This window comes from Corynebacterium sp. c7Ub_26, assembly GCF_053760365.1.
In genome coordinates this window covers 56448-80340 of the sequence record NZ_JBSNBL010000003.1, presented here as the reverse complement: position 1 = coordinate 80340, position 23893 = coordinate 56448, and the positions used below count along the sequence as shown (strand labels likewise).

Below are 23893 nucleotides of genomic sequence, written 5' to 3'. Positions count from 1 at the left end.
CGAGGCCCGTTCCCTAGTGTCCGAATTCAACTATGCAGTGTGTTGGACTTAAGCACGGTTCCGTTCGTTTCATAGTGAAAGTTTGCTGGGCCTCTCACAACGATGGCGTAGTGGCCGTCTTTCGCCGTGGGAATCTTGAGAGTCATCGTGCCACGAACGTCGCATGCGACAACGTCTTTTCCAGGCGTTCCTAAATCGTCGCCGTCCCCATCCTCGCGGTGGTTGTCGCTGGATGGCCTCTCGCTTCGGTCGTCTACAGCCCCCTGGGCCACACTACTCAACCCGCGTCCGCTCTCGTTCTCAACAGGTTCCACCATCCGTACCGGGTCTTTAGCCTCGTGGAAACAAAACACCAGAAAATTCGCAGTGGCGGGGCCGTCGTTAGTCAGGTGGAGTTGGATAGTTTTATCTGAGGACTGCTCCGTAGTTGCCGCAGAGAGTTGGTAGGGCAGGGGCCGCTGGGGACGCCGTCCCGCCTCTTGCTGTGGCATCACGCCCTTTTCCGGCGGTCGTGGGTGCCAGCGCGGCTCGAGCTCTGTCGTCGGTGGCGGCTGTGATGCAGGCGTGAAAGGCTGAGGATGAGAGAAATCAAAAGCGCTGGTTAAGTTCCCGCTAATTGTGCGGCGCCATCGCGACACGGTGGGAACCGAAATTCCCTTCCACGCCTCTAAGAACTGTGACGCAGAGGTGTGGTCGAACACCTCCGAACAGCGATATCCGCCGACGCTCCACGGGGACACCACGATCATGGGCACCCGGTTACCGAAGCCGAGGGCTTTACCCTGATACCACTCGTCCTCCTCACTGCGCGGTGGCCGGGGCGGTGGAACGTGGTCGAAATATCCGTCATTTTCGTCGAAAGTAATAAATAGTGCGGTGTGTTTCCACACATCAGGGTGTTTTCCCAGAGCATCTAAGAGGCGATAGATAAGGTTCGCCGACGCACGCGGCGACGATGCCGATGGGTGTTCAGATTCGGTGCTCGACGGCACGATCCAGGAGACGGGCGGCAGCGTTCCTGCGGCGATGTCGTGCTCAACGCGCTGAGTTATGGTGTGCGGCTCAGAGCGATAGAGCGCGCGGTCGAAAATGCGTCGCTCCGTCGGCGTTAACTGCTCAAGCTTCTGCGTTAGTTCCTCGGTCAGTTTCTGAACTGTTGGGCGGTCGTTCTTTTCAGTCGCGGTGGCGAGCGCCGAGTAGTAATTCTCCCCGAAGTTGTTGTGGCCAGCGAAAACTTTTTCTGAAATTCGCTTGGTGTAGCGGAAGTACTCGAAGTTGTTATCGGTAAAATTGTCCCACTCTTGGTACACGCGCCAGTCAATGCCGGTATTATCCAGGATTTCCGCTAGGCAAGGCCAGTCGTAGCCGGGGTGCCCATCATCGTAGGCTCGGTTATCCACCGCGCGTACCGACGGAGAAGCGGGTTCGAATCCGGTGTATCCGGAGAAGTAGTAGTTTCTGTTGGGCGACGTACTCGTCGGCACTGAGCAAAAGTATTGGTCACACACCGTGAATGTGTCGGCGAGTTCGTACTGGAATGGCAAGTCGTGCCGGTCGTAATAGGCCATCGTGGAGGAAGTTTTGGCCTCTATCCAGTTATCGCACCACCCGCCGTGTAAGGCAGAGGTGCCTCCTTCCCATTCATGGTCGAGGGCGTCGACGTTTTCCGCGTTCATTGATTGACGGCCTGCAGCATCGCGAATAGAGAATGGCAGAGTTACGGTGCCACGCGAGTCCTTTTGCTCGAACACCGTTCCGCCGGTGCGTTGAGGCAGCGGGTGGGGATCACCGAAGCCTTGAACACCCTTGAGACAACCGAAATAGTGATCAAATGCTCGGTTTTCCTGCATGAGGAAAATAACGTGTTTGACGTCCTCGAGAGAACCAGCAGGTGCGGCGGTAGCAATTTGCTGAAGAATAGAACGGGGGAGAAGTGAGCTACCAAAAGTGGAAACACCGACGGCTGCTGCACTGGCTGCTGCACCCTTTAAGAAGGAACGCCGGCTCAGACCCGTGCGTCGGACGCGAGGCTGCTCCCGTTGGCCGTGTGGTTGCGTATCGGACTCGGTGTTGTCGTGGGGATTAACTGCTTGCTGGAACCTTTTCACAGGGTTTGTAGCGTATCTGAGGAAGGGAAACATGAGGTGGCAGGCGCATGAAATCTAAAAGAATGGAACCGATGCAAACGCGAAGGACTATTAGTTCCTCCGATAGAAAAGAGCTGGATGAGGTGCTCTCTTCTCGTTGATTAACTGGATAAATTCCTAGCCGAGTGATTGTTATGCCTGGTTGTGGGGGTAATAATAATCTCGATCGCTCCGTTAATGCTGCTAAGTGAATGTAAAATCTGCCTATGAGTAGTGGGGCAAAAAATTATTAGCAGGCGTCGTTGCTGTTGCGCTAGTAGCTGTCGTTGTGTCTCGAAATAATGATGATTCGGACAAATCCAGCCCGCCAGAGACTTCAGTTACACAGAAGATAGAACCATCGTTCAATCCTGATTGGTCGAATCAGACCCGACGTTCACGTCCGACTATCGATCAATCTCAAGTCGGCGGTGGCAACCTCGGACGGGCTGCAAGTGGACAACGAGTGCGGCAGGATTCTTCCATACCTCAGAAAAGAAAAATTCTTCGGGACTCCCAGGACTTTGAATCACTGGAACAAGGTAATCTGTTTACGCCCGGTGGAAAATATTATATTGAGGATTCAAACGGTAATGTTAGTACATGTTCGTGGGGTTGGACGGTATATGACCCAGGTAACTCAGGTCGTGTTTTTAACCTCACTGCGGGACATTGCGGCAATAAGGGCGACAAAGTTTATCTGGAGACCGACGATGGTGAGGAAGTCAATGTAGGTGAATTTGTATGGAGCGCTCTCGATGGAACTATAAAAAACATTGGTCCAGGAAGAGACTATGGATTGATCGAGATTTATCCTAAGTACCGCAAATTTATTCATACGGCTCCGGGGGGTCACATGGGATGGTGTTCCAGTCACAGTGAAAGGTTTTTGGGGTCCGAAAGAATTAGAACAGATTAGGCCATATACTTGTCGCCTGGGCTGGCGTTCGGGTTTGTCGTGCGGAGATTACCAGTCAATGGTCTCGAAATATTCATTTGAGTTTGATGGCATTCAGGACCACGGCGATTCTGGCGGGATCGTATGGGCTACGGATCCCAGGGATCCATCTAATGCGACTGCCTACGCAGCAGGTATAGCGAGTTATGGTAGTGAAGAGGATGCTACTACCCCAGGGGCCAAGGTCATTCAGCCAGTACTCGAAGGTTTAGGTCTTCAGTTGGTGACGTTGTAGGTTTTTCGCCGAGGGGTTGTGTCCCGTGCCAAGCTAGCCGGTTTTCTGGCATGATGTGAGCCATGCCTAATAGCCCTGGTAAGCCGATGATTGAAGCGCATGACCTGACCCAAACCTTTCGTGGTCGCGGTCGTGATAATAAACCGGTAAAAGCCGTCGATGGTGTGAGTTTGCACGTTGATCCCGGCGAAATTATCGGCTTCGTGGGCCCTAATGGTGCTGGTAAGACGACGACGCTTCGCATGCTCACGACATTGTTGAAGCCGACGAATGGTTCTGCCCGTGTTGCAGGCTTCGACGTGGCTACCCAGCCCGTGGAGGTCCGTCGCCATATCGGGTATGTCAGCCAGGTGGGCTCGGCCGGTTCCAATGCGCATGCGGGCGAGGAACTGATGGATCATGGCATGCTGTATGGCTTACGTAAAAAAGATGCTCAGTGTCGCGCACATGAATTATTTGAACAGTTTAGTTTAGATGGTTTGTGGGGCAGGGAACCCAAGAATATGTCGGGCGGTCAGCGCCGGCGTCTTGATATCGCGATGGGGTTGATTCATAGCCCGGGCCTCGTTTTCCTGGATGAACCGACGACTGGCCTGGATCCACAGGCGCGAAGCAACCTTTGGGACCACATTCGTAGCCTCCGTGAAGACCAAGGTACAACGATTTTCTTAACAACTCATTATTTAGATGAGGCCGATGCATTAGCAGATCGGATCATTGTTATCGATCACGGACGAATTATTGCATCAGATACAGCAGAGAATCTGAAGAGCTCGGTTTCTGGGGATCACGTTTCTCTCCGCCTTGACGACGCCACACGCCAGGCCGAGGCCGCGGAGATCATCACCCGCGTGATGTCAGGAGCAGATGCGTCGACAACTCCTGATTTAAAGGTAACTGGCGACCTCATAGAAGCAGAACTCTATAACTCCGGCCATCTGTTGCCGGATCTGATCAGGTCGTTAGATGAGAAGTCGATCGGTATCGCGGATCTTAATGTCCGGCGCCCCACCCTGGATGACGTCTTTTTATCACTGACTGGCCGGTCGTTGCGAGATTAATTCTCCACAATTTTATTTTGAGGATAGTTCATGGGTATATCTAATTTCTTCCGTGAGAGTTTCATTATCTGCCGCAGACAATTGCGCATGAATCTCCGTAACCCCGCCTGGATCATCATCGGCTTATTGCAACCAGTGATGTATTTGGTATTGTTCGGCCCCTTACTCAAGCCCTTGACAGCCCAATTCGGTGCGACGAACGCCTACACGTTCTTTGTTCCCGGTTTGCTGGTTCAGCTGACCGTTTTCGGTGCGATGTTCGTCGGCTTTGGCGTTATTGCCGAGTGGCGTGACGGAGTGATCGAAGCTGAGCGCGTTACCCCAGCTAGTAGGACTGCACTGCTATGCGGGCGCCTCATGCGCGATGTGACCCAACTGGGCGTCCAATCCACCATCCTCATTGCTTTGGGCTATGCGATGGGGATGAAAGCGCCTATCGCGGGTGTGGTCCTAGGCATGATCATCACGCTGTTTGCCGGTGCGGCGTCGGCAGCCGCATCGAATGCACTGGCTTTGACCAGTAAAGACGAAGATGTCATGGGTCCCCTAACCAATATGCTTATCATGCCTATTCTGTTGTTATCCGGAATTATTTTGCCAATGTCACTGGCTCCCGCGTGGCTCGAACGGCTATCGGACTTCATGCCCACTCGGTATATCGTCGATGCTGTTCGCGCGATCTTCGCGGAAAACCCTGATGCCGCAACCGTGACCTGGGGAATTCTGTGGTCTCTTGTCATTTTCTTTGCCGGTATCTGGTGGGGGACTCGTACATTCCGTAAGGAAAATTCATAACAATAGGCCAGATTGCGCCAGAGACCGTGAATAAAAGCCATAAATAATCGTTAGAGAAAGAATGATGTCACCTATAGGCATGTAAACGTCTACGGTTGGGGGCATGGCTTTTATTGACGACGATACGTTCACCAAGAACACACATGGCCGGGCTGCTGAATGGGAAGCAGCCGGCTTGAATTGGTTGCGCGAGGCTGAATCGTCGGGCGGGGCACGCGTCGTTAAGGTTTTCGGTCAGGATGATTCCGTCCCTGGTGGCGGGCTTGTCTTGGAGCGTTTGGACAATGGTCGCGCCTCCACCCGGTTTGCTCGCGAGTTCGGTGCTGCGCTGTCACACACCCACGAGGCAGGAGCTGCGGCATTCGGTGCTGGCCCAGACGGTTGGGAGGGTGATGGTCTTCACGGCCCGAATGATGAGTTAATGCCGCTGAGTTTGAAGCATTATGACCACTGGGGCGAAATGTATGCGGAAGCTCGCATCATGCCGACGCTCGAGCGCATCAATAGTTCGCAGCGCGGAGCATCCTTGGGAGAACAGGGCAATAAGGCTGTTGAGGCCGTGTGTGAGCGTCTTCGTGACGGTGATTTCGACGATATCGACACTCCGGCCCGGATTCATGGAGACCTATGGGCGGGCAACGTGATGTGTACGTCGTCCGGGGCGGTGCTGATCGACCCTAGTGCTCATGGTGGACACCCACTGACGGATCTCGCCGCACTCGCTCTTTTTGGTGCGCCCAAGCTCGACGCTATTTACGAAGGTTATGAAAGTGAGGGCTTTCTCAATAAAGGATGGCGGAAACTTATTCCGTTGCACCACCTAAGTATGTTGCTTAGCCACGTGTACCTCTTCGGTAGTAGCTACGTCCCGTCGACGGTTCAAGCAGCCAGCCGGTACGCATAATCCGGCCGCATAGTCCATTACGTCTAGTCCGCTGCGCATAGCCGAGTATGCCTAGTGATGCGTGGCGGTATTTTTAATCCGTCGTAAAGCGCGGATGAGCTGTGGCACAAATGCAGTGACAATCAGCATGACGATCATCCTGGTCACTTGCATGACGGTAACAATGGGTCCCGCTCCGCGGTCGTGCGCGATAGCCAGGACGATATAAAGGCCGCCAGGTGTCGTCGCTAAGTATGTTTCAGTGAGGGTTCCGAGGCCTAAGGCTGTGAGTATTCCGGCCATAACGCCACATCCGCCCATCAAAACAATGATGCACAGGAATGCGAGCGGAAGGCGTTTTGCGTTAGTTACCAATGATTGACGGTCGAACGCGCCACCGGCCTGCCAACCGATCAAAACAAATGCGGCCGCTTCCAAAACGCCAGGTATCGCAATGAGATGTGGTTGCCATTCACCTATCGCGATGGCTATGGCCAAAGGTGCAAGCAGGCGGGGTGCGGGCAATGGCGTAAAACTGGCAAGCCACCCAGGAATGGTGATCACGGCCAACACGACTAGCCAATTCATTACCGAGTGAGAGGAAAGGTTCACGAGGGGTTCTGAACCAACATCAACATTTCCGCCAACCAGTAATGGAATTAAAAATGGCAACGAGAAGGAAACGATAAAAACGCGGAGATACTGAGCAACAGTGACATATCGGAAATCTGCTCCCAGTTCTTCGGAAAGAACAGACATTGCCGACGCCCCACCCGCGAGCGTCGACATGACTGCTGTGGGTGAATCAATGGTTGAAAAACGCGTGATCACCCAGGCACAGGCCGCGCAGAGAAGCAAAGTGATTCCAATAGCAATTAGTGATGGGATCGCATAGGAGGCCAAACGGTCAGGGGAAGAATTGACCAAAGGTCCTGCCGCCAAGAGAGAAATAACACCTTGCGAGGGGCCGATCGTGGAGCGCGGTGGACGGATTCGTGTGCTCGCGATAATGGCTCCGCATAGCCCACCGACCATCGAACCCAACATGAGAGGGGAGGGAAGTTGCGCTACCCGGCAGAGTCCTACGGCAACTAGCGTCGCAATGATCGCGATGGTCCACCCGACTAGTGACCTGCGGGTGCTGGCCTTGATGTGGTGGGTAGTCACCTGATGCATCGCCTCCCAGTTGGTATTGCTAAGTTTACGCTGATTGCAGGTGAGCTGAGCATTCACAGCGTACGTACACCAGGCTCCCAGAATGCTCACACCCGGCTTACAGGAAACAGGCTGAAAGTGCTCAGTAACTTCATATGCGGTGTATGCGGACAAATCACCAGTAATCGTGCACACTGGAACTATGAGTTCTGCTGAAGCCCCCACACGCGTTCTTGTTGTTGATGATGAAGCAAACATCGTAGAGCTTCTCAAAGTGTCCTTGAAGTTCCAAGGTTTCGAGGTCGCGACCGCGAGTGATGGTGGGGAAGCGTTGGATATTGCGCGTTCGTTCCATCCCGACGCATTTATTCTGGACGTCATGATGCCCCGCATGGACGGGTTCACCCTATTGAGCAAGCTTCGCGCGGACGGCCACGATGCACCGGTCCTCTTCCTAACAGCTAAAGATGCAGTTGATGACCGCATTCACGGTTTAACAATTGGTGCCGACGATTACGTCACCAAACCGTTTAGTTTGGAAGAAGTCGTTACGCGTTTGAAAGTGATTCTCCGTCGCGTCACACCGCCAGAGGTGGACGACGATCAACGAATCACGTACGCCGACCTCACTCTGGATGACAATTCACATGAAGTAACCAAGGCGGGCGAATATGTGGATTTATCCCCGACCGAATTTAAATTGCTCCGTTACTTGATGGTTAATGCCGAAGTTGTTCTGAGCAAGGCAAAAATCTTGGACCATGTGTGGAATTACGACTTCGGTGGTGATGGAAACGTTGTTGAATCTTACGTTTCCTATTTGCGTCGCAAAGTGGATAAGGACGAGCCACATTTGATTCAGACCGTCAGAGGTGTGGGATACGTTCTCCGCACACCCAGGGCGTAATGAGTATCGCCATCTGGATGCACTGGTGGACCGATGTACGGTGCACCAGTGAATTTTATGTGATCGCATAACGGTCATTCGATTGCTTAACGTAAGGGGCCATTGCCATTTCACTACATTCGCGTTTCAACGCAGTGTTACAACGTCTGAAAAAGAGTGATGCGCCGAACGACGCTGACACGAGCCAGCCGGTAGCCGCGCCGCAGCCCAGTACTATCGATCAAACGAACTCATGGGCACTTCCCGCAACGTCTGCTTCCGACGAGGGCACCACCGGCGCTGCCGACGTCCGCCACGACGCTTCCGCCAACGTCGACGAAGTCACCGCCTCCAGCTCCACGGACGGCGTGTCCGGCAACGACGTCGAGTCCTCTGGAAACGAGGAGGACGCTTCAGCGCAGAAGAAAAGCGTGCCGGTCGCCCCGCCGGGACGGGAAACAACGCGCCCGCGAAGCTATAGCGAAAAACGTCGGCAAGAATGGGAACGCAAACAGCACACAGGCGCAGCTAAGCGCGGCCTCTCGCGGTTGCCGTTGCACACGTCCCTCATCATCATCGTGATGGTGATTTCCGCAGGTGGAATGTTCTTCACCGGGCTCGCAGTGACCTCCACGCTGAGGGAATTCATGCAGTCGCGCATCGACGCCTCGCTGGAATCCACAGCGCATTCGCCCTTCATCGAGCAAGGCCGCTTGCCCGTGCAAAGCGCATACAGCGAAAACCCTAGGCTTCCTAGCCAATACTTTGTGCAAGTCACACACTCCGACGGGTCCGTCGTGTCCTACGACTACGGGTTCGAATCCTACCCCAACCTTGACTCGGTCACCCACGAGACGGGCCCCGTCACCGTCTCGGCCGCGCGAGGTTCGAAATCCACAGCGCATTGGCGCGCCATGGCGCTGAAAAGCCAAGACGGCGATCTCGTCGTCGTCGCGGTCTCTCTCGACGACAATGAGCGCACAATCTCCCGACTCTTCCTTCTCGAAGCCGGCCTGGGAATGCTCGTTCTCGCTGTTCTTCTCATTCTGACCTGGTACGTTGTCCGTCGATCACTCCGGCCCCTCAGCCACGTGGAACGCGTCGCCGGAAAGATTGCCGACGGTGACCTCTCCCAGCGTCTTCCAGAATGGCCACCGGACACGGAGGTCGGCGCGCTCTCACGGTCGCTGAACAAGATGTTGGCGCAAATCGAGCAATCCTTCGTCGCAGTGGAACGAAGTGAGGCGGAAGCTCAGGAAAATGCTCGCGTGGCACGCAAAGCAGAAGTGCAAGCGCGTGAAGCAGAGCAAACAATGCGTCGTTTCATAGGCGATGCATCTCACGAATTGCGCACTCCATTGACATCAGTCAGCGGATACGCGGAACTCTATCGGACAGGCCAAACCGACGATCTCAACCTTGTGCTGGATAGCATCTCCGCCGAGGCAGAAAGAATGAGCGTTTTAGTTCAGGATCTTTTGGATCTTGCTCGGATGGATAATTCGCGTCCATTGGAGCACAAGAGCGTCGATATCCTCAGTGTCGCAATCAGTGTTATTCAGAACATGAAAGTGAATTACCCTGATCGCGATATTTCCATGACAAACAACTGCGTGGAACCACCCATAGTGACAGGAGATAGTGCCCGCCTTCACCAGGTTCTCACCAACCTCATGACGAATGCGCTCAAACATGCAGGTCCGGAGGCTGCCGTCCGCATTGCTCTTGATGATTCCACCCTGGGAATGTCACGGAAGAAGAAAGCGGTGCGTATTCGGGTCATCGATAACGGTGTGGGAATACCGCCGGAGGATAGCGAGCACATTTTCGAGCGCTTCTATCGAGCCGATTCATCCCGCTCACGGCACCAGGGTGGAGGCTCCGGACTGGGATTATCAATCGTCCAAGGTTTAGTGGAACAGCACGGCGGAAAAGTCACCGTCGATAGCGTCGTCGATGAGGGAACCACGTTTACTGTTCTTTTGCCCCACGAATAGACTCGCCACGAATAGAATCTCCGCGAGCAGATTGCTCACGAATAGAGTTCCCACGAATAGCGCCTTTCGCGATCGCTGCCTTCACCATCGCGATGGCCCTCCCATCGCGCGGCAACAAATTATGCAGTATTTTCGCGCCGGGAAAATAATCCTGAAGAAGAACCGGCGTCACGTGGTCCGTCGGCACATCAAAAGCAGCACTAGGCCTCACGATGTAATCGGTGTTACTCGCGATAGGAATAACTTCTATCGATCGATCGACACCGCGCAACGCGCGCTGCAAGTCCGCTGAATCCTTGAACTGGTCCTTAGCGGACGCACCCACTGCCCAATATGCAAACCTGTGTGTCAACCGAAAGAAAACCGAAAGAACAGGACCATACGGGGACACATCTTTCGGTAACAGTTTCCACCGAGGAATTCCCGAAAAATGGGCACCCAAGCCAATAATCCGGCGAATCGTGACCACACTCTGAACCTCAGGTCGGGAGGCCGCAAGAAGCGCAATCAATCCGCCCCGAGAATGCCCAAGAAGAATAAGCTCCCGCGCATGAATCTTCTGGCTCAGCTCAATGATCTGTTCTGCTAATTCATCCACACACTCATCAACGGGAGCGGTCCCTGCTTCGCCATAATCAACATAAAAAGTCCGTCGGTCCGTGATGTATCGAACAAGAACTTCCCAATTACCTTTCGCCCCTATCATTCCGTGCACACAAAGCAGCGGCGGCTTCTCATCATCCGCCAGCGGGCTAAAATCCTGCTCCGGCACCCGGCCCATGTCGGGAACGTGCGCCATGGCAGGTATCCGGTCGGCCCGATGAAAACGCCCATCCTCGTCGATGTAGGGATGGACGCGTGACGAACCAGCCCACTGATGACCGCGGGGACGGAGAATCCGCGGGTTCATGTGCAGAGGATGTGCGGTCATAGCCTCACGCAGTCGTTGAGACACTCTGAGCATCGTCAGCTATTCACCGTCAGCTGTCGATCGTTTATTTACCGTCTAGTTGTCGTCGACTCCAGTATCGATCCCGGCCTTGGTCAGCTCCGCACGGATCTTTGCCGCAGCAGCGTCCATAGCATCCGGGTCGGTATCGTCGGCACGCATGATGTTCTGCAAGCTATAACCGGACATATCGGAAGCCGGGAAGACGTGGACGTGAGCATGGGGAACTTCAAATCCCGCGATGAGCATGCCAGCACGGGGCGCGTCGAAGGCGTCGGTAATGGCACGGCCAATGTTGTGGGCGACGGCAGAGACATGCGCCCATTCGTCGGCACTGAGGTCAGTCCATCGGTCAACTTCCTTAATCGGCACAACTAAGGTGTGCCCGTATGCGATGGGTTCGATGGTGAGGAATGCGGCGACGGTGTCGTCGCGGTAGACGAACCGACCTGGGATCTCGCCGTTGATGATTTTCGTGAATACGGTAGCCATAAGTCTAGGGTAGCTATTTCCGAAGTGGGTAAAAAGCTTTGTATGTCAGGTGGGTGCCTTAGAGTATTGGGTATGCAGATTCTTGTCCTGGGTAATGGTTCTCGTGAGCACGCTCTTCTCTATTCGTTGTCCAAAGATTCGCAGGTGAGTGGGCTGCACGTCGCCCCGGGTAATGATGGGTTGACGGCGATCGCGCAGCTTCACCCCGATATCGATATCAACGACGGCTCGCAGGTTGTTGGCTTAGCGACGTCATTGGGCGTGGACCTGGTGGTGATTGGTCCGGAAGCGCCGCTGGTTGCTGGGGTGGCCGACGCTCTTCGCGACTCTCACATCCCCGTGTTTGGGCCGGGTGCTGAGGCCGCGCAGATTGAGGGGTCTAAGGCATTTGCCAAGGACGTAATGAAGGCTGCTCATGTGCGTACCGCACAGGCGGAGTCCCTGCAACCAGGAGCTTCGAAGGATCAGGTCGACGCAGTGTTGAACGACTTTGGCCCGACGTTTGTCGTGAAAGATGATGGGCTGGCCGGTGGTAAAGGTGTTGTTGTGACACAGGACCGTGACGAAGCGCGCGACCATGCCGTCGTCGTGTTGGAGTCGGGCCACCCGGTGTTGGTGGAATCTTTCCTCGATGGCCCCGAGATTTCTCTGTTTTGCCTGGTGGATGGGGATACGGTGGTGCCCCTGCTGCCCGCTCAGGACCACAAACGCGTCGGTGAAGGGGACACGGGGCCCAACACGGGTGGAATGGGTGCCTATGCGCCGCTTCCGTGGTTGCCCGATGGTGCCGTAGATCGGATCGTTGACGAGATCGTGCAGCCGGTGGCCTCAGAGATGGTGAAGCGCGGTTGCCCCTTTAACGGTCTGCTCTACGCAGGCTTGGCCTGGGGGAAGGAAGGCCCGGCCGTCGTCGAGTTCAACTGCCGCTTTGGGGATCCGGAAACCCAAGCGGTGCTGGAGCTCCTCGAGACTCCGTTGGCAGGGGTGCTGAACTCGGTGGCGACGGGGCACCTGGCGGACGTACCCCCGTTGACCTGGAAAGATGGGTACGCCGTGACGGTGGTGTTGGCCGCCCAGGGGTACCCCGCGGGACCACGAAAGGGAGATCCCGTTTCGGGCGCGGAGCCCGGCACAGAGGACGATGGTGTTCGGCACGCGGGTGTCGCGCGACTTGGTGACCGCTTAGTGTCCTCAGGCGGACGCGTGCTCAGCGTGGTTGGCGTCGGCAAAGATTTAGACGAGGCACGGGCAAAGGTGTATCGAATGATGGAAGGTATATCGTTGCCGGGCGGGCATTATCGGCGCGATATTGCTCAGAAGGCCGTCGAGGGCCGTATTGGCATCGCAAACTGATCTGGAGGAGTGCAGAGTAACAGTGGGACGTGACAATTCGGAGTCAGCCGATTACAGCGGAATGAATTATTCGGAAGATCAGCATTCAGACTCGGGTAGCTCTGGAAAGGATTATGGCTTAGCAATTCAACGTGGCCATGCCGATCCTTTTTATACGATGGAAATGGTGGCCCGCACCGCGGAAAGAGAAGCTGAGAAGCGTGACACGGTGCCGTTATGTATCGGCCAACCGTCGACTCCCGCGCCGCGCGTTGTCCGAGATGTTGCTATTGAAGCCATCCAAAACGACAAACTGGGATATACCGAAGCGTTAGGTATTCAACCGTTGCGTGAGCGTATTGCCCGGTGGCATTCCGAAACATATGGGACGGATACCAAGGCCGATAACGTTATTGTCACCACGGGGTCCTCGGGCGCATTCGTTGCTATTTTCGCAGCATGCTTGCCTTTCGGTGGGACTGTTGCCCTGTCCAGCCCTGGGTATGCGGCATACCGCAATGTTCTCCAAGCATTGGGTAATTCTTTTATTGATATTCCGACGACGGCTGAAACCCGTTTCCATATGACCCGCAAGCACCTTGACGATCTTGCTCAGGCGGGGAATAAGCCGGATATGGTGTTGATTACGTCGCCAAATAATCCGACCGGGTCAATTATTGATCCCGACGAATTGCGCGCAATTTCGCAGTGGTGCGATGAAACCGACACAGTCTTGGTTTCTGATGAGATTTACCACGGGATTAGTTATGGTCGGCCCACCGTGACGGCGAGGTCGCTTTCTGATCGTGCCGTGGTTATTGGCTCTACATCCAAGTACTTCTCCATGACGGGCTGGCGCTTGGGTTGGCTGATCATTCCTGATGATCCGACGCTACGGGAAACAATCGAAAATATATTAGGAAACATTTCTCTCTGTGCTCCCGCTCTTTCGCAGATCGCGGCGACCCGCGTGTTTGACGATGACGCCCTGGCTGAACTCCGCGTCCACGTCGAGCGCTACAAGGAAAATCACGACATCCTTAACAAGGAGTTGCCCGCAGTGGGGCTGCCCCGCTTCGCGCCCTCCGACGGAGCTTTCTACTTCTGGGTTGATGTCTCGGATTACACCGACGATTCCGTCGCCTTTGCTCATGAACTTCTTGACGCCACGGGTGTGTCCGTCTCTCCGGGGACTGACTTTGACGGAAGCGCCGACAAAGCGCTGGGCAAGAAGTACGTTCGCGTGAGCTACGCGGGCACACCGGAAGAGATGCGGGAAGCGTGCCGTCGTCTGAAGCCATTCCTGGAGGCCCGGCGTCGGTAAAACTGATGTCGGTAAAAGTGTCTGCCATATCCGGGTGGTGTCGTGGCTGGTTATGGCCCTGGTAGCCCCCTAGACTGATAGTGTGGCTGAGAACAAAACGGACAACTCGCGTACCAATTCCGTCGACACAGGCAAGGGCACATCACCCGACCAGGGCAGCACTGGTGCTCCGGCGGGCACACACAAGAAAGACATAGCGGATGTGCTAGCGCATCGGTATGCCTCTCCAGAGCTGGTCAACCTCTGGAGCCCCGAGCACAAAATCATCATGGAGCGTCGGCTCTGGATCGCCGTTCTTCGTGCGCAGAAAGAGTTCGGCGTCGATGTTCCCGATGAGGCTATCGACGCCTACGAGTCAGTTATTGACCGCATTGACCTGGATTCCATCGCCGCGCGGGAGCGCATCACGCGGCACGACGTCAAAGCGCGTATTGAGGAATTCAACGCCCTGGCGGGGTATGAGCACATCCACAAGGGAATGACCAGCAGGGATCTCACTGAGAACGTTGAACAACTGCAGGTGTACCGGTCGTTGGAGCATGTGCGGGACAGAATGGTGGCTGTTCTCCGGGCGTTGGCCGATTGCGCGGTTCGCTACCGCGATCAAGTGATAGCCGGTCGGTCTCACAACGTCGCTGCGCAGGCGACCACGTTGGGTAAGCGTTTCGCGTCGGCAGCTAATGAGATTCTTGTTGCTTATGAGAGGTTGGAAAACCTTATTTCGCGGTATCCGCTGCGCGGTATTAAAGGCCCCATGGGAACCTCCCAGGACATGCTGGACCTCGTCGGTGGGGATGAAACTAAGCTTGAGCAGTTGGAAAACTCTGTATCGGAATACTTGGGAATTTCCCGACGGTTCGATTCGGTCGGGCAGGTGTACCCGCGCAGCCTTGACCTGGATGTGATCTCGGCGTTGGTGCAGCTGGGGGCGGGGCCGTCGTCGCTGTCCATGACCATCCGCTTGATGGCCGGAAATGAGCTGGTCACGGAGGGATTCAAGGAGGGGCAAGTGGGGTCCTCCGCGATGCCGCACAAGATGAATGCCCGCTCGTGTGAGCGTATCGGCGGCCTGCAGATTATCCTTCGCGGCTACCAAACGATGGCTGCAGATCTGGCCGGCCAGCAATGGAATGAGGGCGATGTCTTTTGCTCTGTTGTCCGCCGCGTGGCGCTCCCGGATGCGTTCTTTGCTTTCGACGGAATGGTGGAAACCTTATTGACCGTTCTCAAAGAATTCGGCGCATTCCCCGCCATGATTGATAAGGAACTAGAACGGTATCTGCCATTCTTGGCGACGACGCGCATCCTCATGGCCTCTATTCGCGCTGGCCTAGGACGCGAAACCGCCCACGAAATTATTAAAGAAAATGCCGTGGCCACCGCGCTTGATATGCGCGAGAAAGGCACGGAACAAAACCTCATCGAGCGTCTCGCCGCCGATGATCGGCTTCCGTTGAACCGCGAGCAGCTGGATGCGGCGATTGCCGACCGTCATGCCTTCATCGGAGCAGCGGGTTCGCAGGTTGATCGCGTTGTCGCACGCGTGAAAGACATTGTGGCGGAGCATCCCGAGGCTGCCACATACATGCCCGGCGACATTGTGTAACCCCCAGCCCATCGCACGGTTAGCCATTCGGCGGAACACCGCTGTATGGCCAGCCATTCCGTGCGGCGCGACCGTATGATGGGCCGGTGCATATTCTTGGAGACATTCCCCTCGTGGGGACGATGCCCTCATTAGTCAATGGTGTTGTCATCATTCTGGTGTGGGCTTTCTTCTTCGTATCGACGGCACGCGCGCGCAGTGTCGGCTATGTCACCCGCCTGGCATGTGTGCTGTTCGGCGGCGTGACTACGGTAACCGCATTGGTGTGGATAGTCCTGGAAAAGACCTGGAAGCCGTTCGGTGGCGGGACCGCTATTGGGGTGTACGTCGCAGGCTGGGCCCTCATTATTTTGATTGGGCTGGCGATTGGATCCTATTGCGCGCGAGGTCGAACCCGGTTGGTGCCGTGGTTCAAGAGGATGCGTTCGTCGAAGCCACGCGCCAGTTTTTCGCAGCGGTGGGCGTCGATCAGGTGGAAGTCGGTGCTCCGCATCATTGGAGCGTGTGCTGCGTTCGCCTGTGGCACAGCTGCGTGCGTCAATGTGGTGAATAACAGTTTTGCCCTGTATCCGTCGGTCGATTCTCTGGTTGGCAAGGAGCCGTACACCACCGCCCAATATGCTTATGTCAAGGGAACGTCGACCCCCTTTACTCCTCCTCAGGGCAGCACGATTGCCGGGGCATGGAACGGTGTTTCACCACGCAACAAAGGTGTGCTTGTTCCGTTTATGATCCCGTCACCGGTATCCCATTTCCAGACGACGGAATCTCAGGTTTATTTACCACCGGCATATTTCGCGAATCCACGGCCATTGTTGCCGGTAGTTGTCCTGATGAATGGCCTGCCGGGTTCCCCGTCACAGTGGTTCGAAATCGGCGATGCGGGCCAGACGCTTCATCATTTTGAGCGCGTTCACCACGGCTTGGCGCCAGTGGTTGTGGCCATTAATACGACCGGTAATGATGATGAGGATTTAGGGTGCTTTGATACAAAGAAAGCCAAAGTGCAGACCTATATGGACACCGACGTTCCGCAACAAATACAAAAGTATTTTCAGGTATCCAATGATCCGACCCAGTGGGCCATCGGTGGCCTGAGCTATGGCGGAACATGTGCGCTTCAGGCCATCGCGAACAATCCGGAACCGTACCGTTATTTCCTTGATTTTTCGGGCGACCGCACCCCGGGGACCATGTCGGCCAAAGGAAACGCGGATACGTATTTCGGCGGGAACCTCAATGCTTATCTACGGGTTAATCCGGAAGATATCCTAAAGAGAGGAAAATTCACGGGGATTAAAGGTGTCTTTGTTGCCGGCCAGTCGGACAAGTCGTCCGTTCGAGATTTGAAGTATATGAATGGGTTGGCTCAGAGCGCTGGAATCGACTCATCGTTCCGTGAGGCTCCCGGCGGCCACGATTTTGGCACCTGGCGGCTGGCCTTGGTTCTCACTCTTCCCGATGTGGCCCGAGCCACGCGGTTAATCGGTTAGCGGTTCATCCGTTAGCAGTTAACCGGTGAGAGGTCGTCGCTGCACAGCGCGGTAAATCGCCATTGTGGGGATATGAATCGGGTTTTCGGGTTCAGGGGAGTAACATACCGGGCCATGCGCCCTGAACTCTCTTCATATGAGCACCTTTCCGCGGGAAAGGTTCGCGAAAATTATGAAATTGACGACGACACTTTGTTGATGGTGGCGTCGGATCGTGTTTCTGCGTTCGACTATATTCTGGATACCCAAATACCGGATAAGGGCAGAATCCTTACGGCAATGAGCACGTTCTTTTTCGAGCAGCTCGATATGCCGAACCATTTGGTTGGCCCCGTTGAAGATGAGCGGATTCCAGAGGAAACGTTGGGCCGCGCCTTAGTCTGCGAAAAGTTAAAGATGATTCCTTTCGAGTGCGTTGCCCGGGGATATCTGACCGGCTCGGGTCTGAAGGAATACAACGAGACCGGCCGGGTTTGCGGCATCGAGCTTCCCAAGGGCCTAGTTGAGGGCTCGAAGCTTCCGGAACCCATTTTCGCTCCCGCGACGAAAGCAGAGTTCGGCAGCCACGACGAGAACGTCGATTACGACTACGTTCTTGAGCACCTGGGGGAGCGTCGCGCGGAAACGATCCGTGACGCAGCACTGTCGCTCTACTCCCAAGCAGCTGCTATTGCCGACGAGGGCGGCCTGATCCTGGCCGACACCAAGTTCGAGTTCGGCGTGGACGCTGACGGAAACGTGAAATTGGCGGATGAGGTGCTCACCCCTGATTCGTCGCGGTACTGGCCCAAGGAAGGGTACCGCGAAAGGCACCGCCAACCCAGCTTCGACAAGCAGTACCTGCGTAACTGGTTGATCGGCCCGAAGTCCGGCTGGTCCCGCGAATCCGGAGTGCAACCACCAGCGCTACCGGGCTCGATCGTGGAGGCCACCCGCGACAAATACGTGGAAGCCTACGAACGCGTGTCGGGCTTGAAGTTCGCCGACTGGATCGGCCCGTCAGCGTAAGGTCCGTCAGCCTAAGTCCAGCCGGGCACGCTATACGCGCAGATCATCCCTGCTCTCGACGCCATCACATGATCGTGTCCGGGCCGAACAGTAGGGTAGTGGCTATGTCTCACGTTGATGATGCTCATAACGCAACTCACCCACCGCGCAACGTAGCCTCCACGGATCCCGACGGGGGCTCCCTCCAATACAGTTCTTCGGGCGCACCGATCCCTCCGACGGCGCATATTCATCCGACGACGCTCTCGCATCATGGGCATGACGTCGTCGACAATTATGAATGGCTGAGGGATAAGGAAAGCCCTGAGACCTTGGCTTATCTTCGGGCCGAAAACGAGTACACGGAGGCCCGTACTCGTGATTTAGCTCCTTTGCAGGATTCCATTTTCCACGAGATTAAAAGCAGGACGCAGGAGACGGATTTGTCCGTTCCGGTTCGCTCGGGGGATTGGTGGTATTACGGCCGCAGCCTTGAGGGGAAGAGCTACGGGGTATCGTGCCGCGTTCCGGCGTCCTCGACGGGGGACAAAACCAAGGATTGGACTCCGCCGGCAATTGATGCCGAGTCCGCGCCCGAGAATGAACAGATCATTCTTGATTCCAATGTCCTGGCCGAGGGGGCGGAGTTCTTTTCGCTCGGTGCGTCGAGTGTTTCGGTGGACGGAAATTACTTGGCATATTCCACAGATACGACGGGTGACGAGCGGTTTGACCTGCGCATCAAGGATCTCCGGACAGGCGAACTCCTAGACGACGCTATCGACGGCATCGGGTATGGAGCCACTTGGGTCGGTTCGGAGTGGCTGTTTTACGAGCGCGTTGACGATTCCTGGCGCCCGAACGAGGTGTGGCGTCACCGCGTCGGCACCCCAACGGACCAGGACGTGTGCATCTTCCGTGAGGACGACGAGCGCTTCTGGGTTGGGTGCGGAACAACTCGCTCAGAGAAGTACCTTTTTGTCGAAGTCGGATCCAAAGTCACCTCCGAAGTGTGGTTCCTGGACCTGGGAGCCACCGGTGACGGGAAGTCGAAGACGGTTGACCCCGAGCGTGTGACGGGTGAATTGCAGTGCATCTTGCCCCGGCATACGGGTGTGCAATATGACGTTGATCATGCCGTTATTGGTGGGGGTGACCGCTGGATTGTGCTGCATAACGCGCATGGCGCGGACTTTGAGCTCGGAATGGCCAGTGCCGCGCCGCTGACCAGCCTGGACGACCTGGACGTTGTGATCCCTCACAAGCAAGGCCGTCGCATCGAGGGAATGGATGTGTTCGCGCAGCACATGGTTGTGGGCTACCGCGAGAACGCCAATAACAAGTTGGGGCTTTTCTCGTTTGCCGACGGCACTGTCGGGAATCTCGAGCCTATCGATTTTGATGAGGAACTCTACAGCGCCGGTACCGGGGGAAATGCGGAGTGGGAGTCCCCGTATATCCGCATGGCCTATGAGTCCTTTGTGACGCCCGGCCTGGTTTTCGATTACGACCTGGCGACGGGCGAGCGGTTGGTGCGCAAGCAGCGGATCGTGAAGGGCGGATATGACCCGTCTGACTATGTTGCGCGCCGGATGTGGACGACAGCCCGGGATGGTGCGAAAGTCCCGGTCTCGTTGATTTATCGAACGGATCTTGAAGGGAAAGCAGATTCCGACCGTCTCCCCACCGACGGCCCTCATCCGACGATTCTTTATGGTTACGGATCATATGAAGCGTCGATGGACCCCGCGTTTTCGATCGCTCGGCTGTCGTTGCTCGATAGGGGCATCGTGTTCGCGATTGCGCATGTCCGAGGTGGCGGAGAGATGGGCCGATCCTGGTACGACAACGGCAAAACGCTGGCCAAGAAGAACACGTTCTACGACTTCATTGACGTTGCCGATGACTTGATCAGCAGGAACGTGACCGACAACAAGCACATGGTTGCGCTCGGGGGATCGGCAGGCGGACTGCTGATGGGCGCCGTCGCCAATATGGCAGGAGACCGGTTCGCTGGGATCGAAGCTGTCGTTCCGTTCGTGGACCCCCTGACGTCGATCCTCATGCCGGAGCTTCCGTTGACCGTGATCGAGTGGGATGAGTGGGGCGACCCCCTCCACGATCCCGAGGTGTACGACTACATGGCGTCATATGCCCCGTATGACAACGTGTCGGCCGACAACACGTATCCGCCGATTCTCGCGTTGACCAGCCTGAACGATACGCGAGTGCTGTATGTGGAACCGGCCAAGTGGGTTGCGAAGATTCGCGCGACTATTCCACAGGCCGACGTCTGTCTCAAGACCGAAATGATTGCGGGGCACGGAGGCGTGTCCGGTCGCTACGAACAATGGAAACAGACCGCGTTTGAGTATGCCTGGATGATTCGCCGCGCCGGCATCGCCGATGATGCAGCCGTGTAAACCCTGTCACTCTCGAAACTGAGCTGCGCCATGGCTTAGCAACTGTGTGCTAAGCGTGATCAGCTCATCGAGGGGCATTGTTTTACCATTGGCAATCCACTGACGGTACATATCCAATGTGCCGGCTACTAGAAAAGTATTGATGGTGTTTTGCTCTTCACGGGACAGATGCGCATACGGATTATGCCGTGCCCGGTTATGAACAAGATTCATGTGGAAGAAACGTTCGGCATAGTGCCGATATTCGGGAGACACCACCAGCTGTTCAAATAAAGGCTCTTGCCGTGTGGCGAAGTCGAAAAACATGCGGTTGATGTCGGCAATAGTCATTGTCGGAGGAATTGCATCAATAGTATCTGCATAGTCTTGCTCCATTGATTCCAATTCCTCGCGGAAGAGTTCATCCACCGAGTTGTAATGCAAGTAAAAGGTTTTCCGGTGAATATTTGGGCGCCGGGTAATTTCCGCAACAGTAATTCGATGCGGAGGTTTTTCGCAGACGAGCTCTTCTAACGCACGATGGATAGCCGCTTGAGTTTTGACAACACGACGATCGACACGGCCCTGCTCTGTAGAGCTGTCACGCGAATTGTCGCGTTCGGCAGTGTTGGTCATCGCGCCTCCATCATCGCTACGTGCATAATCACCACTTCGGCATAGAGTGTTGATTATTCGACAATTACACCCTTTCTGTTCATTGTGCATGAGGGAGCGTCGTGTGAATATGACTGGCACCACGTGATAGGAGGTCACTATGTCCGCTTCACAACCAGATGCAGACGCACAGCCAGATCCACGTCATACCGGTCGATCCATACCCGACGTATTCCGTGAAGCTTTCGACCATGACTATTCGGCGCTGGAATCCTCAGCGCGGGTGGGCGACGAGTTTAACCAGATCACCGACCGGTTTGCCTTTGGCGAGATGTGGCCTGCGAGTGAGCTCGATGACCGTCGCAAGATCTTGGTCAGCGTAGCGTGCGTGGCTGCGAGTGGTGGCGATGAACTATCCGCCTTATTGCGGGCAGGCCTTCATCTTGGTGTTGCGGCGAAAGAGCTGCAGGAAGTGTTCCACCAAATAGCGCCCTACGTTGGAATCAGCCGCACACGCCACGGACTACAGGAACTAGACAAACTCGTCCGCTCCCATCGGCATCCAATCGACAGTGACCGAGGACGATCGCCTGGCCAAAGGAATTGCCGCCCAGAAAGCAATGTTTGGCGACGGAATCGATGCAATGCGTGAGAATGCACCCGAGGATGAAGGTTTCATTCAAGATGCTTTGTCAGCCTATTCCAACGATGCATTTGTCGAATACTTCGTCGGACAGTCACTCTTGCAACCCATTGCCCAGCTTGATGCGGCGAAGTTGGGGATCGCCAATGTGACCTTTGAACCCGGATGTAGGAATAACTGGCATATCCACCACGCCCGGCGCGCCGGTGGCCAGATCCTGATGTGTACTGCCGGAGAAGGCTGGTACCAGGAAGAGGGCAAGCCCGCCGTCAGCATGACGGAAGGTTCCACAGTGGTCATTCCGCCGAATGTGAAGCATTGGCACGGCGCTAAGGCGGATAGCTGGTTTTCCTATATCGCTATCTCGGTGCCTGGGGAAGAGACCAGCAACGAGTGGTTGGAGTCCGTCTCGGACGAGGAATATCAATCCCTCACGTCGTAGCGGCCGGTGTTCTGGTTCGGGGGTAATCTTTTCGATAATGATTACCCACACAGGGGAACCCGGCTGTAGCATCTCAGCTCATGAGCTCCTCTCCAGTTCGGATCGTCGAACCCAAAAAAGAGAAAAAAAGATAAGTCCCACTGGCTTTATATCTCTGTCATTGTTGCCGTTCTTGCGGGCGTCATTCTGGGGCTTGTTGCTCCAGACGTAGCGGTCAAATTCGAGTTATTAGGAAAACTCTTCGTCGCGTTGATCAAAATGATGATCGCGCCCGTTATTTTCTGCACGATTGTGCTGGGGATCGGCTCCGTTCGAGCAGCTGCATCGGTGGGGCGGTCCGGCGCTATTTCGCTGGTGTACTTCATCGTCATGTCGACGTTCGCCCTGGCGATAGGCCTCGTCGTCGGCAATATTGTTAAGCCCGGATCCAGCTTGGCAATGCCAGAGGCTGGGGCGGGAATGTCGTTTGTCGATAACAACAAAGAAGCCGCTCATGGGCTGAGCGGGTTCGTTATGTCCGTTATCCCGGACACACTATTCTCTTCGTTGACCAGCGGTTCTGTTCTTCAGGCCTTGTTTATTGCACTCCTGTGTGGCTTTGCTATTCAGTCGATGGGCAAAGCGGGGGAGCCTTTATTATCCGCCATTGCTCAGGTTCAAAAGCTTGTTTTTAAAGTTCTGATGATGGTCCTGTGGACAGCCCCTATTGGTGCTTTCGGTGCCATCTCCTGGGTTGTGGGGTCCACTGGTTTCGATGCCGTCAAGCAGCTTGTTTTGTTGATGCTCTGCTTCTACGTCACCTGCGTGATTTTCATTTTCGGCGTGTTAGGTCTGGTTCTCTATGCCTTTACTCGTTTCAACATCTTCAAGTTAGTGAGGTATTTAGCCCGCGAGTATCTCCTCATTTTCGCGACGTCGTCGTCAGAGTCCGCGCTGCCCACGTTGATTCGCAAGATGGAGCACGTGGGTGTTGATAAATCTACCGTGGGTATCGTCGTTCCGACCGGTTATTCGTTCAATTTGGATGGCACGGCGATTTATCTCACGATGGCGTCGATTTTTATTTCCGACGCTATGCACAAACCCCTTAACTTGGGTGAGCAAATTGGGCTTTTGGTGTTCATGATGATTGCTTCCAAGGGCGCTGCTGGTGTTTCCGGTGCCGGGTTGGCAACCCTGGCTGGTGGTCTGCAGGCTCACCGGGCTGAGCTGTTGGATGGTGTCGGGATCATCGCTGGTATCGACCGCTTCATGTCTGAAGCAAGGGCTTTGACGAACTTCGCCGGCAATTCTGTGGCGACGCTGGTTGTGGGCGTCTGGACTCACACGGTCGATAGGAATCGGGTCAATGCCGTATTGTCCGGGGAGATTCCGTATGTGGAGACTCCGGAAGATATGGAGTCGGACGTGAACCTGCGTAATCCTTCTGTGAAGAACCCAGCTGACAAACTTCAGCCCACGCCTCAGGTGGATGTCGACGAGTATCAGCGCGCCTAAATACACCTAAATATT

The 23893-nt window shown here is 55.3% G+C and carries 20 protein-coding genes and 1 pseudogene; 16 read left to right on the top strand and 5 right to left on the bottom strand.

Translation table 11 applies throughout. The features are described 5' to 3' along the window. Nucleotides 1-26: 26 nt before the first annotated feature. Nucleotides 27-2108: an alkaline phosphatase family protein gene (locus ACWORE_RS06140; RefSeq protein ID WP_406605563.1), complete on the bottom strand. Its 2082-nt coding sequence runs from the start codon at nt 2106-2108 to the stop codon at nt 27-29. A gap of 307 nt (nt 2109-2415) precedes the next feature. On the opposite strand from ACWORE_RS06140, the gene ACWORE_RS06135 reads away from it, so the two are divergent. From ACWORE_RS06135 to ACWORE_RS06115, 5 genes are all read left to right on the top strand, one after another. Next, the gene (locus ACWORE_RS06135; RefSeq protein WP_455303164.1) at nt 2416-3045 is read left to right on the top strand and encodes a hypothetical protein; all 630 of its coding nucleotides are present in this window, start codon (nt 2416-2418) and stop codon (nt 3043-3045) included. A gap of 58 nt (nt 3046-3103) precedes the next feature. Then, nucleotides 3104-3319: a hypothetical protein gene (locus tag ACWORE_RS06130; protein ID WP_455303163.1), complete on the top strand. Its 216-nt coding sequence runs from the start codon at nt 3104-3106 to the stop codon at nt 3317-3319. Nucleotides 3320-3405: 86 nt separating this feature from the next. After that, nucleotides 3406-4380: an ATP-binding cassette domain-containing protein gene (locus ACWORE_RS06125; protein ID WP_455303341.1), complete on the top strand. Its 975-nt coding sequence runs from the start codon at nt 3406-3408 to the stop codon at nt 4378-4380. A 30-nt stretch (nt 4381-4410) separates the two neighbouring features. Next, complete coding sequence (locus ACWORE_RS06120; protein WP_221924145.1) at nt 4411-5175, top strand: ABC transporter permease; 765 nt, start codon at nt 4411-4413, stop codon at nt 5173-5175. A 103-nt stretch (nt 5176-5278) separates the two neighbouring features. Further along, nucleotides 5279-6079: a fructosamine kinase family protein gene (locus tag ACWORE_RS06115; RefSeq protein WP_455303162.1), complete on the top strand. Its 801-nt coding sequence runs from the start codon at nt 5279-5281 to the stop codon at nt 6077-6079. A 51-nt stretch (nt 6080-6130) separates the two neighbouring features. Here the strand turns inward: ACWORE_RS06115 and ACWORE_RS06110 are convergent, their stop codons facing one another. Then, nucleotides 6131-7225, bottom strand: coding sequence for an AbrB family transcriptional regulator (locus ACWORE_RS06110; protein WP_455303161.1), 1095 nt, complete (start codon nt 7223-7225; stop codon nt 6131-6133). Nucleotides 7226-7415: 190 nt separating this feature from the next. Here ACWORE_RS06110 and ACWORE_RS06105 point away from each other — a divergent pair, with 190 nt between their 5' ends. Together ACWORE_RS06105 and ACWORE_RS06100 are read left to right on the top strand one after the other, a co-directional pair. Then, a complete protein-coding gene (locus ACWORE_RS06105; RefSeq protein ID WP_204582289.1) occupies nt 7416-8120 on the top strand; it encodes a response regulator transcription factor in 705 nt (234 codons plus the stop codon). A gap of 134 nt (nt 8121-8254) precedes the next feature. Next, complete coding sequence (locus tag ACWORE_RS06100) at nt 8255-10096, top strand: sensor histidine kinase (RefSeq protein WP_455303160.1); 1842 nt, start codon at nt 8255-8257, stop codon at nt 10094-10096. Here the strand turns inward: ACWORE_RS06100 and ACWORE_RS06095 are convergent. Both ACWORE_RS06095 and ACWORE_RS06090 read right to left on the bottom strand, forming a co-directional pair. Continuing rightward, nucleotides 10071-11051 carry an esterase/lipase family protein gene (locus ACWORE_RS06095; RefSeq protein WP_455303159.1) on the bottom strand — a complete coding sequence of 327 codons (981 nt, stop codon included), beginning with the start codon at nt 11049-11051 and terminating at the stop codon, nt 10071-10073. The two genes, ACWORE_RS06100 and ACWORE_RS06095, sit on opposite strands and share 26 nt — an antisense overlap. A 51-nt stretch (nt 11052-11102) precedes the next feature. After that, nucleotides 11103-11537, bottom strand: a complete 435-nt coding sequence (locus ACWORE_RS06090; protein ID WP_303124522.1) for an HIT family protein — start codon at nt 11535-11537, stop codon at nt 11103-11105. Between the two features lie 72 nt (nt 11538-11609). Here ACWORE_RS06090 and purD point away from each other — a divergent pair, with 72 nt between their 5' ends. From purD to ACWORE_RS06060, 6 genes are all read left to right on the top strand, one after another. Next, nucleotides 11610-12890, top strand: a complete 1281-nt coding sequence (purD, locus tag ACWORE_RS06085; protein ID WP_455303158.1) for a phosphoribosylamine--glycine ligase — start codon at nt 11610-11612, stop codon at nt 12888-12890. Between the two features lie 22 nt (nt 12891-12912). Further along, nucleotides 12913-14193, top strand: coding sequence for a pyridoxal phosphate-dependent aminotransferase (locus ACWORE_RS06080; RefSeq protein WP_455303157.1), 1281 nt, complete (start codon nt 12913-12915; stop codon nt 14191-14193). 193 nt (nt 14194-14386) lie between these two features. After that, complete coding sequence (purB, locus tag ACWORE_RS06075; RefSeq protein WP_455303339.1) at nt 14387-15799, top strand: adenylosuccinate lyase; 1413 nt, start codon at nt 14387-14389, stop codon at nt 15797-15799. 86 nt (nt 15800-15885) lie between these two features. Further along, the gene (locus ACWORE_RS06070) at nt 15886-17292 is read left to right on the top strand and encodes an alpha/beta hydrolase (protein WP_455303156.1); all 1407 of its coding nucleotides are present in this window, start codon (nt 15886-15888) and stop codon (nt 17290-17292) included. 114 nt (nt 17293-17406) lie between these two features. Then, the gene (locus ACWORE_RS06065) at nt 17407-18300 is read left to right on the top strand and encodes a phosphoribosylaminoimidazolesuccinocarboxamide synthase (protein ID WP_455303155.1); all 894 of its coding nucleotides are present in this window, start codon (nt 17407-17409) and stop codon (nt 18298-18300) included. A 104-nt stretch (nt 18301-18404) separates the two neighbouring features. Next, nucleotides 18405-20702, top strand: coding sequence for a S9 family peptidase (locus ACWORE_RS06060; protein ID WP_455303154.1), 2298 nt, complete (start codon nt 18405-18407; stop codon nt 20700-20702). Nucleotides 20703-20708: 6 nt separating this feature from the next. Here the strand turns inward: ACWORE_RS06060 and ACWORE_RS06055 are convergent, their stop codons facing one another. After that, nucleotides 20709-21317 (bottom strand): TetR/AcrR family transcriptional regulator, encoded by a 609-nt coding sequence (locus tag ACWORE_RS06055; protein WP_455303153.1) that lies wholly within the window; start codon nt 21315-21317, stop codon nt 20709-20711. A gap of 139 nt (nt 21318-21456) precedes the next feature. Here ACWORE_RS06055 and ACWORE_RS06050 point away from each other — a divergent pair, with 139 nt between their 5' ends. The 3 genes and pseudogenes from ACWORE_RS06050 to ACWORE_RS06040 all read left to right on the top strand — a co-directional run. Continuing rightward, nucleotides 21457-21948, top strand: coding sequence for a carboxymuconolactone decarboxylase family protein (locus tag ACWORE_RS06050; RefSeq protein WP_455303152.1), 492 nt, complete (start codon nt 21457-21459; stop codon nt 21946-21948). Then, nucleotides 21869-22381: a cupin domain-containing protein gene (locus ACWORE_RS06045; RefSeq protein ID WP_455303151.1), complete on the top strand. Its 513-nt coding sequence runs from the start codon at nt 21869-21871 to the stop codon at nt 22379-22381. Before ACWORE_RS06050 ends, ACWORE_RS06045 begins: the two co-directional genes overlap by 80 nt. Nucleotides 22382-22498: 117 nt before the next feature. Continuing rightward, nucleotides 22499-23878: pseudogene (locus tag ACWORE_RS06040) on the top strand (cation:dicarboxylate symporter family transporter); the annotation flags it as partial. Nucleotides 23879-23893: the final 15 nt, after the last annotated feature.

What these genes read in the sequence shown, in the direction of transcription:
- ACWORE_RS06130 (WP_455303163.1), top strand. Translation starts at nt 3,104, where the DNA reads ATGGTCTCGAAATATTCATTTGAGTTTGATGGCATTCAGGACCACGGC.
- ACWORE_RS06125 (WP_455303341.1), top strand. Translation starts at nt 3,406, where the DNA reads ATGATTGAAGCGCATGACCTGACCCAAACCTTTCGTGGTCGCGGTCGT.
- ACWORE_RS06120 (WP_221924145.1), top strand. Translation starts at nt 4,411, where the DNA reads ATGGGTATATCTAATTTCTTCCGTGAGAGTTTCATTATCTGCCGCAGA.
- ACWORE_RS06115 (WP_455303162.1), top strand. Translation starts at nt 5,279, where the DNA reads ATGGCTTTTATTGACGACGATACGTTCACCAAGAACACACATGGCCGG.
- ACWORE_RS06105 (WP_204582289.1), top strand. Translation starts at nt 7,416, where the DNA reads ATGAGTTCTGCTGAAGCCCCCACACGCGTTCTTGTTGTTGATGATGAA.
- ACWORE_RS06090 (WP_303124522.1), bottom strand. Translation starts at nt 11,537, where the DNA reads ATGGCTACCGTATTCACGAAAATCATCAACGGCGAGATCCCAGGTCGG.
- purD (WP_455303158.1), top strand. Translation starts at nt 11,610, where the DNA reads ATGCAGATTCTTGTCCTGGGTAATGGTTCTCGTGAGCACGCTCTTCTC.
- ACWORE_RS06065 (WP_455303155.1), top strand. Translation starts at nt 17,407, where the DNA reads ATGCGCCCTGAACTCTCTTCATATGAGCACCTTTCCGCGGGAAAGGTT.
- ACWORE_RS06060 (WP_455303154.1), top strand. Translation starts at nt 18,405, where the DNA reads ATGTCTCACGTTGATGATGCTCATAACGCAACTCACCCACCGCGCAAC.
- ACWORE_RS06055 (WP_455303153.1), bottom strand. Translation starts at nt 21,317, where the DNA reads ATGACCAACACTGCCGAACGCGACAATTCGCGTGACAGCTCTACAGAG.
- ACWORE_RS06050 (WP_455303152.1), top strand. Translation starts at nt 21,457, where the DNA reads ATGTCCGCTTCACAACCAGATGCAGACGCACAGCCAGATCCACGTCAT.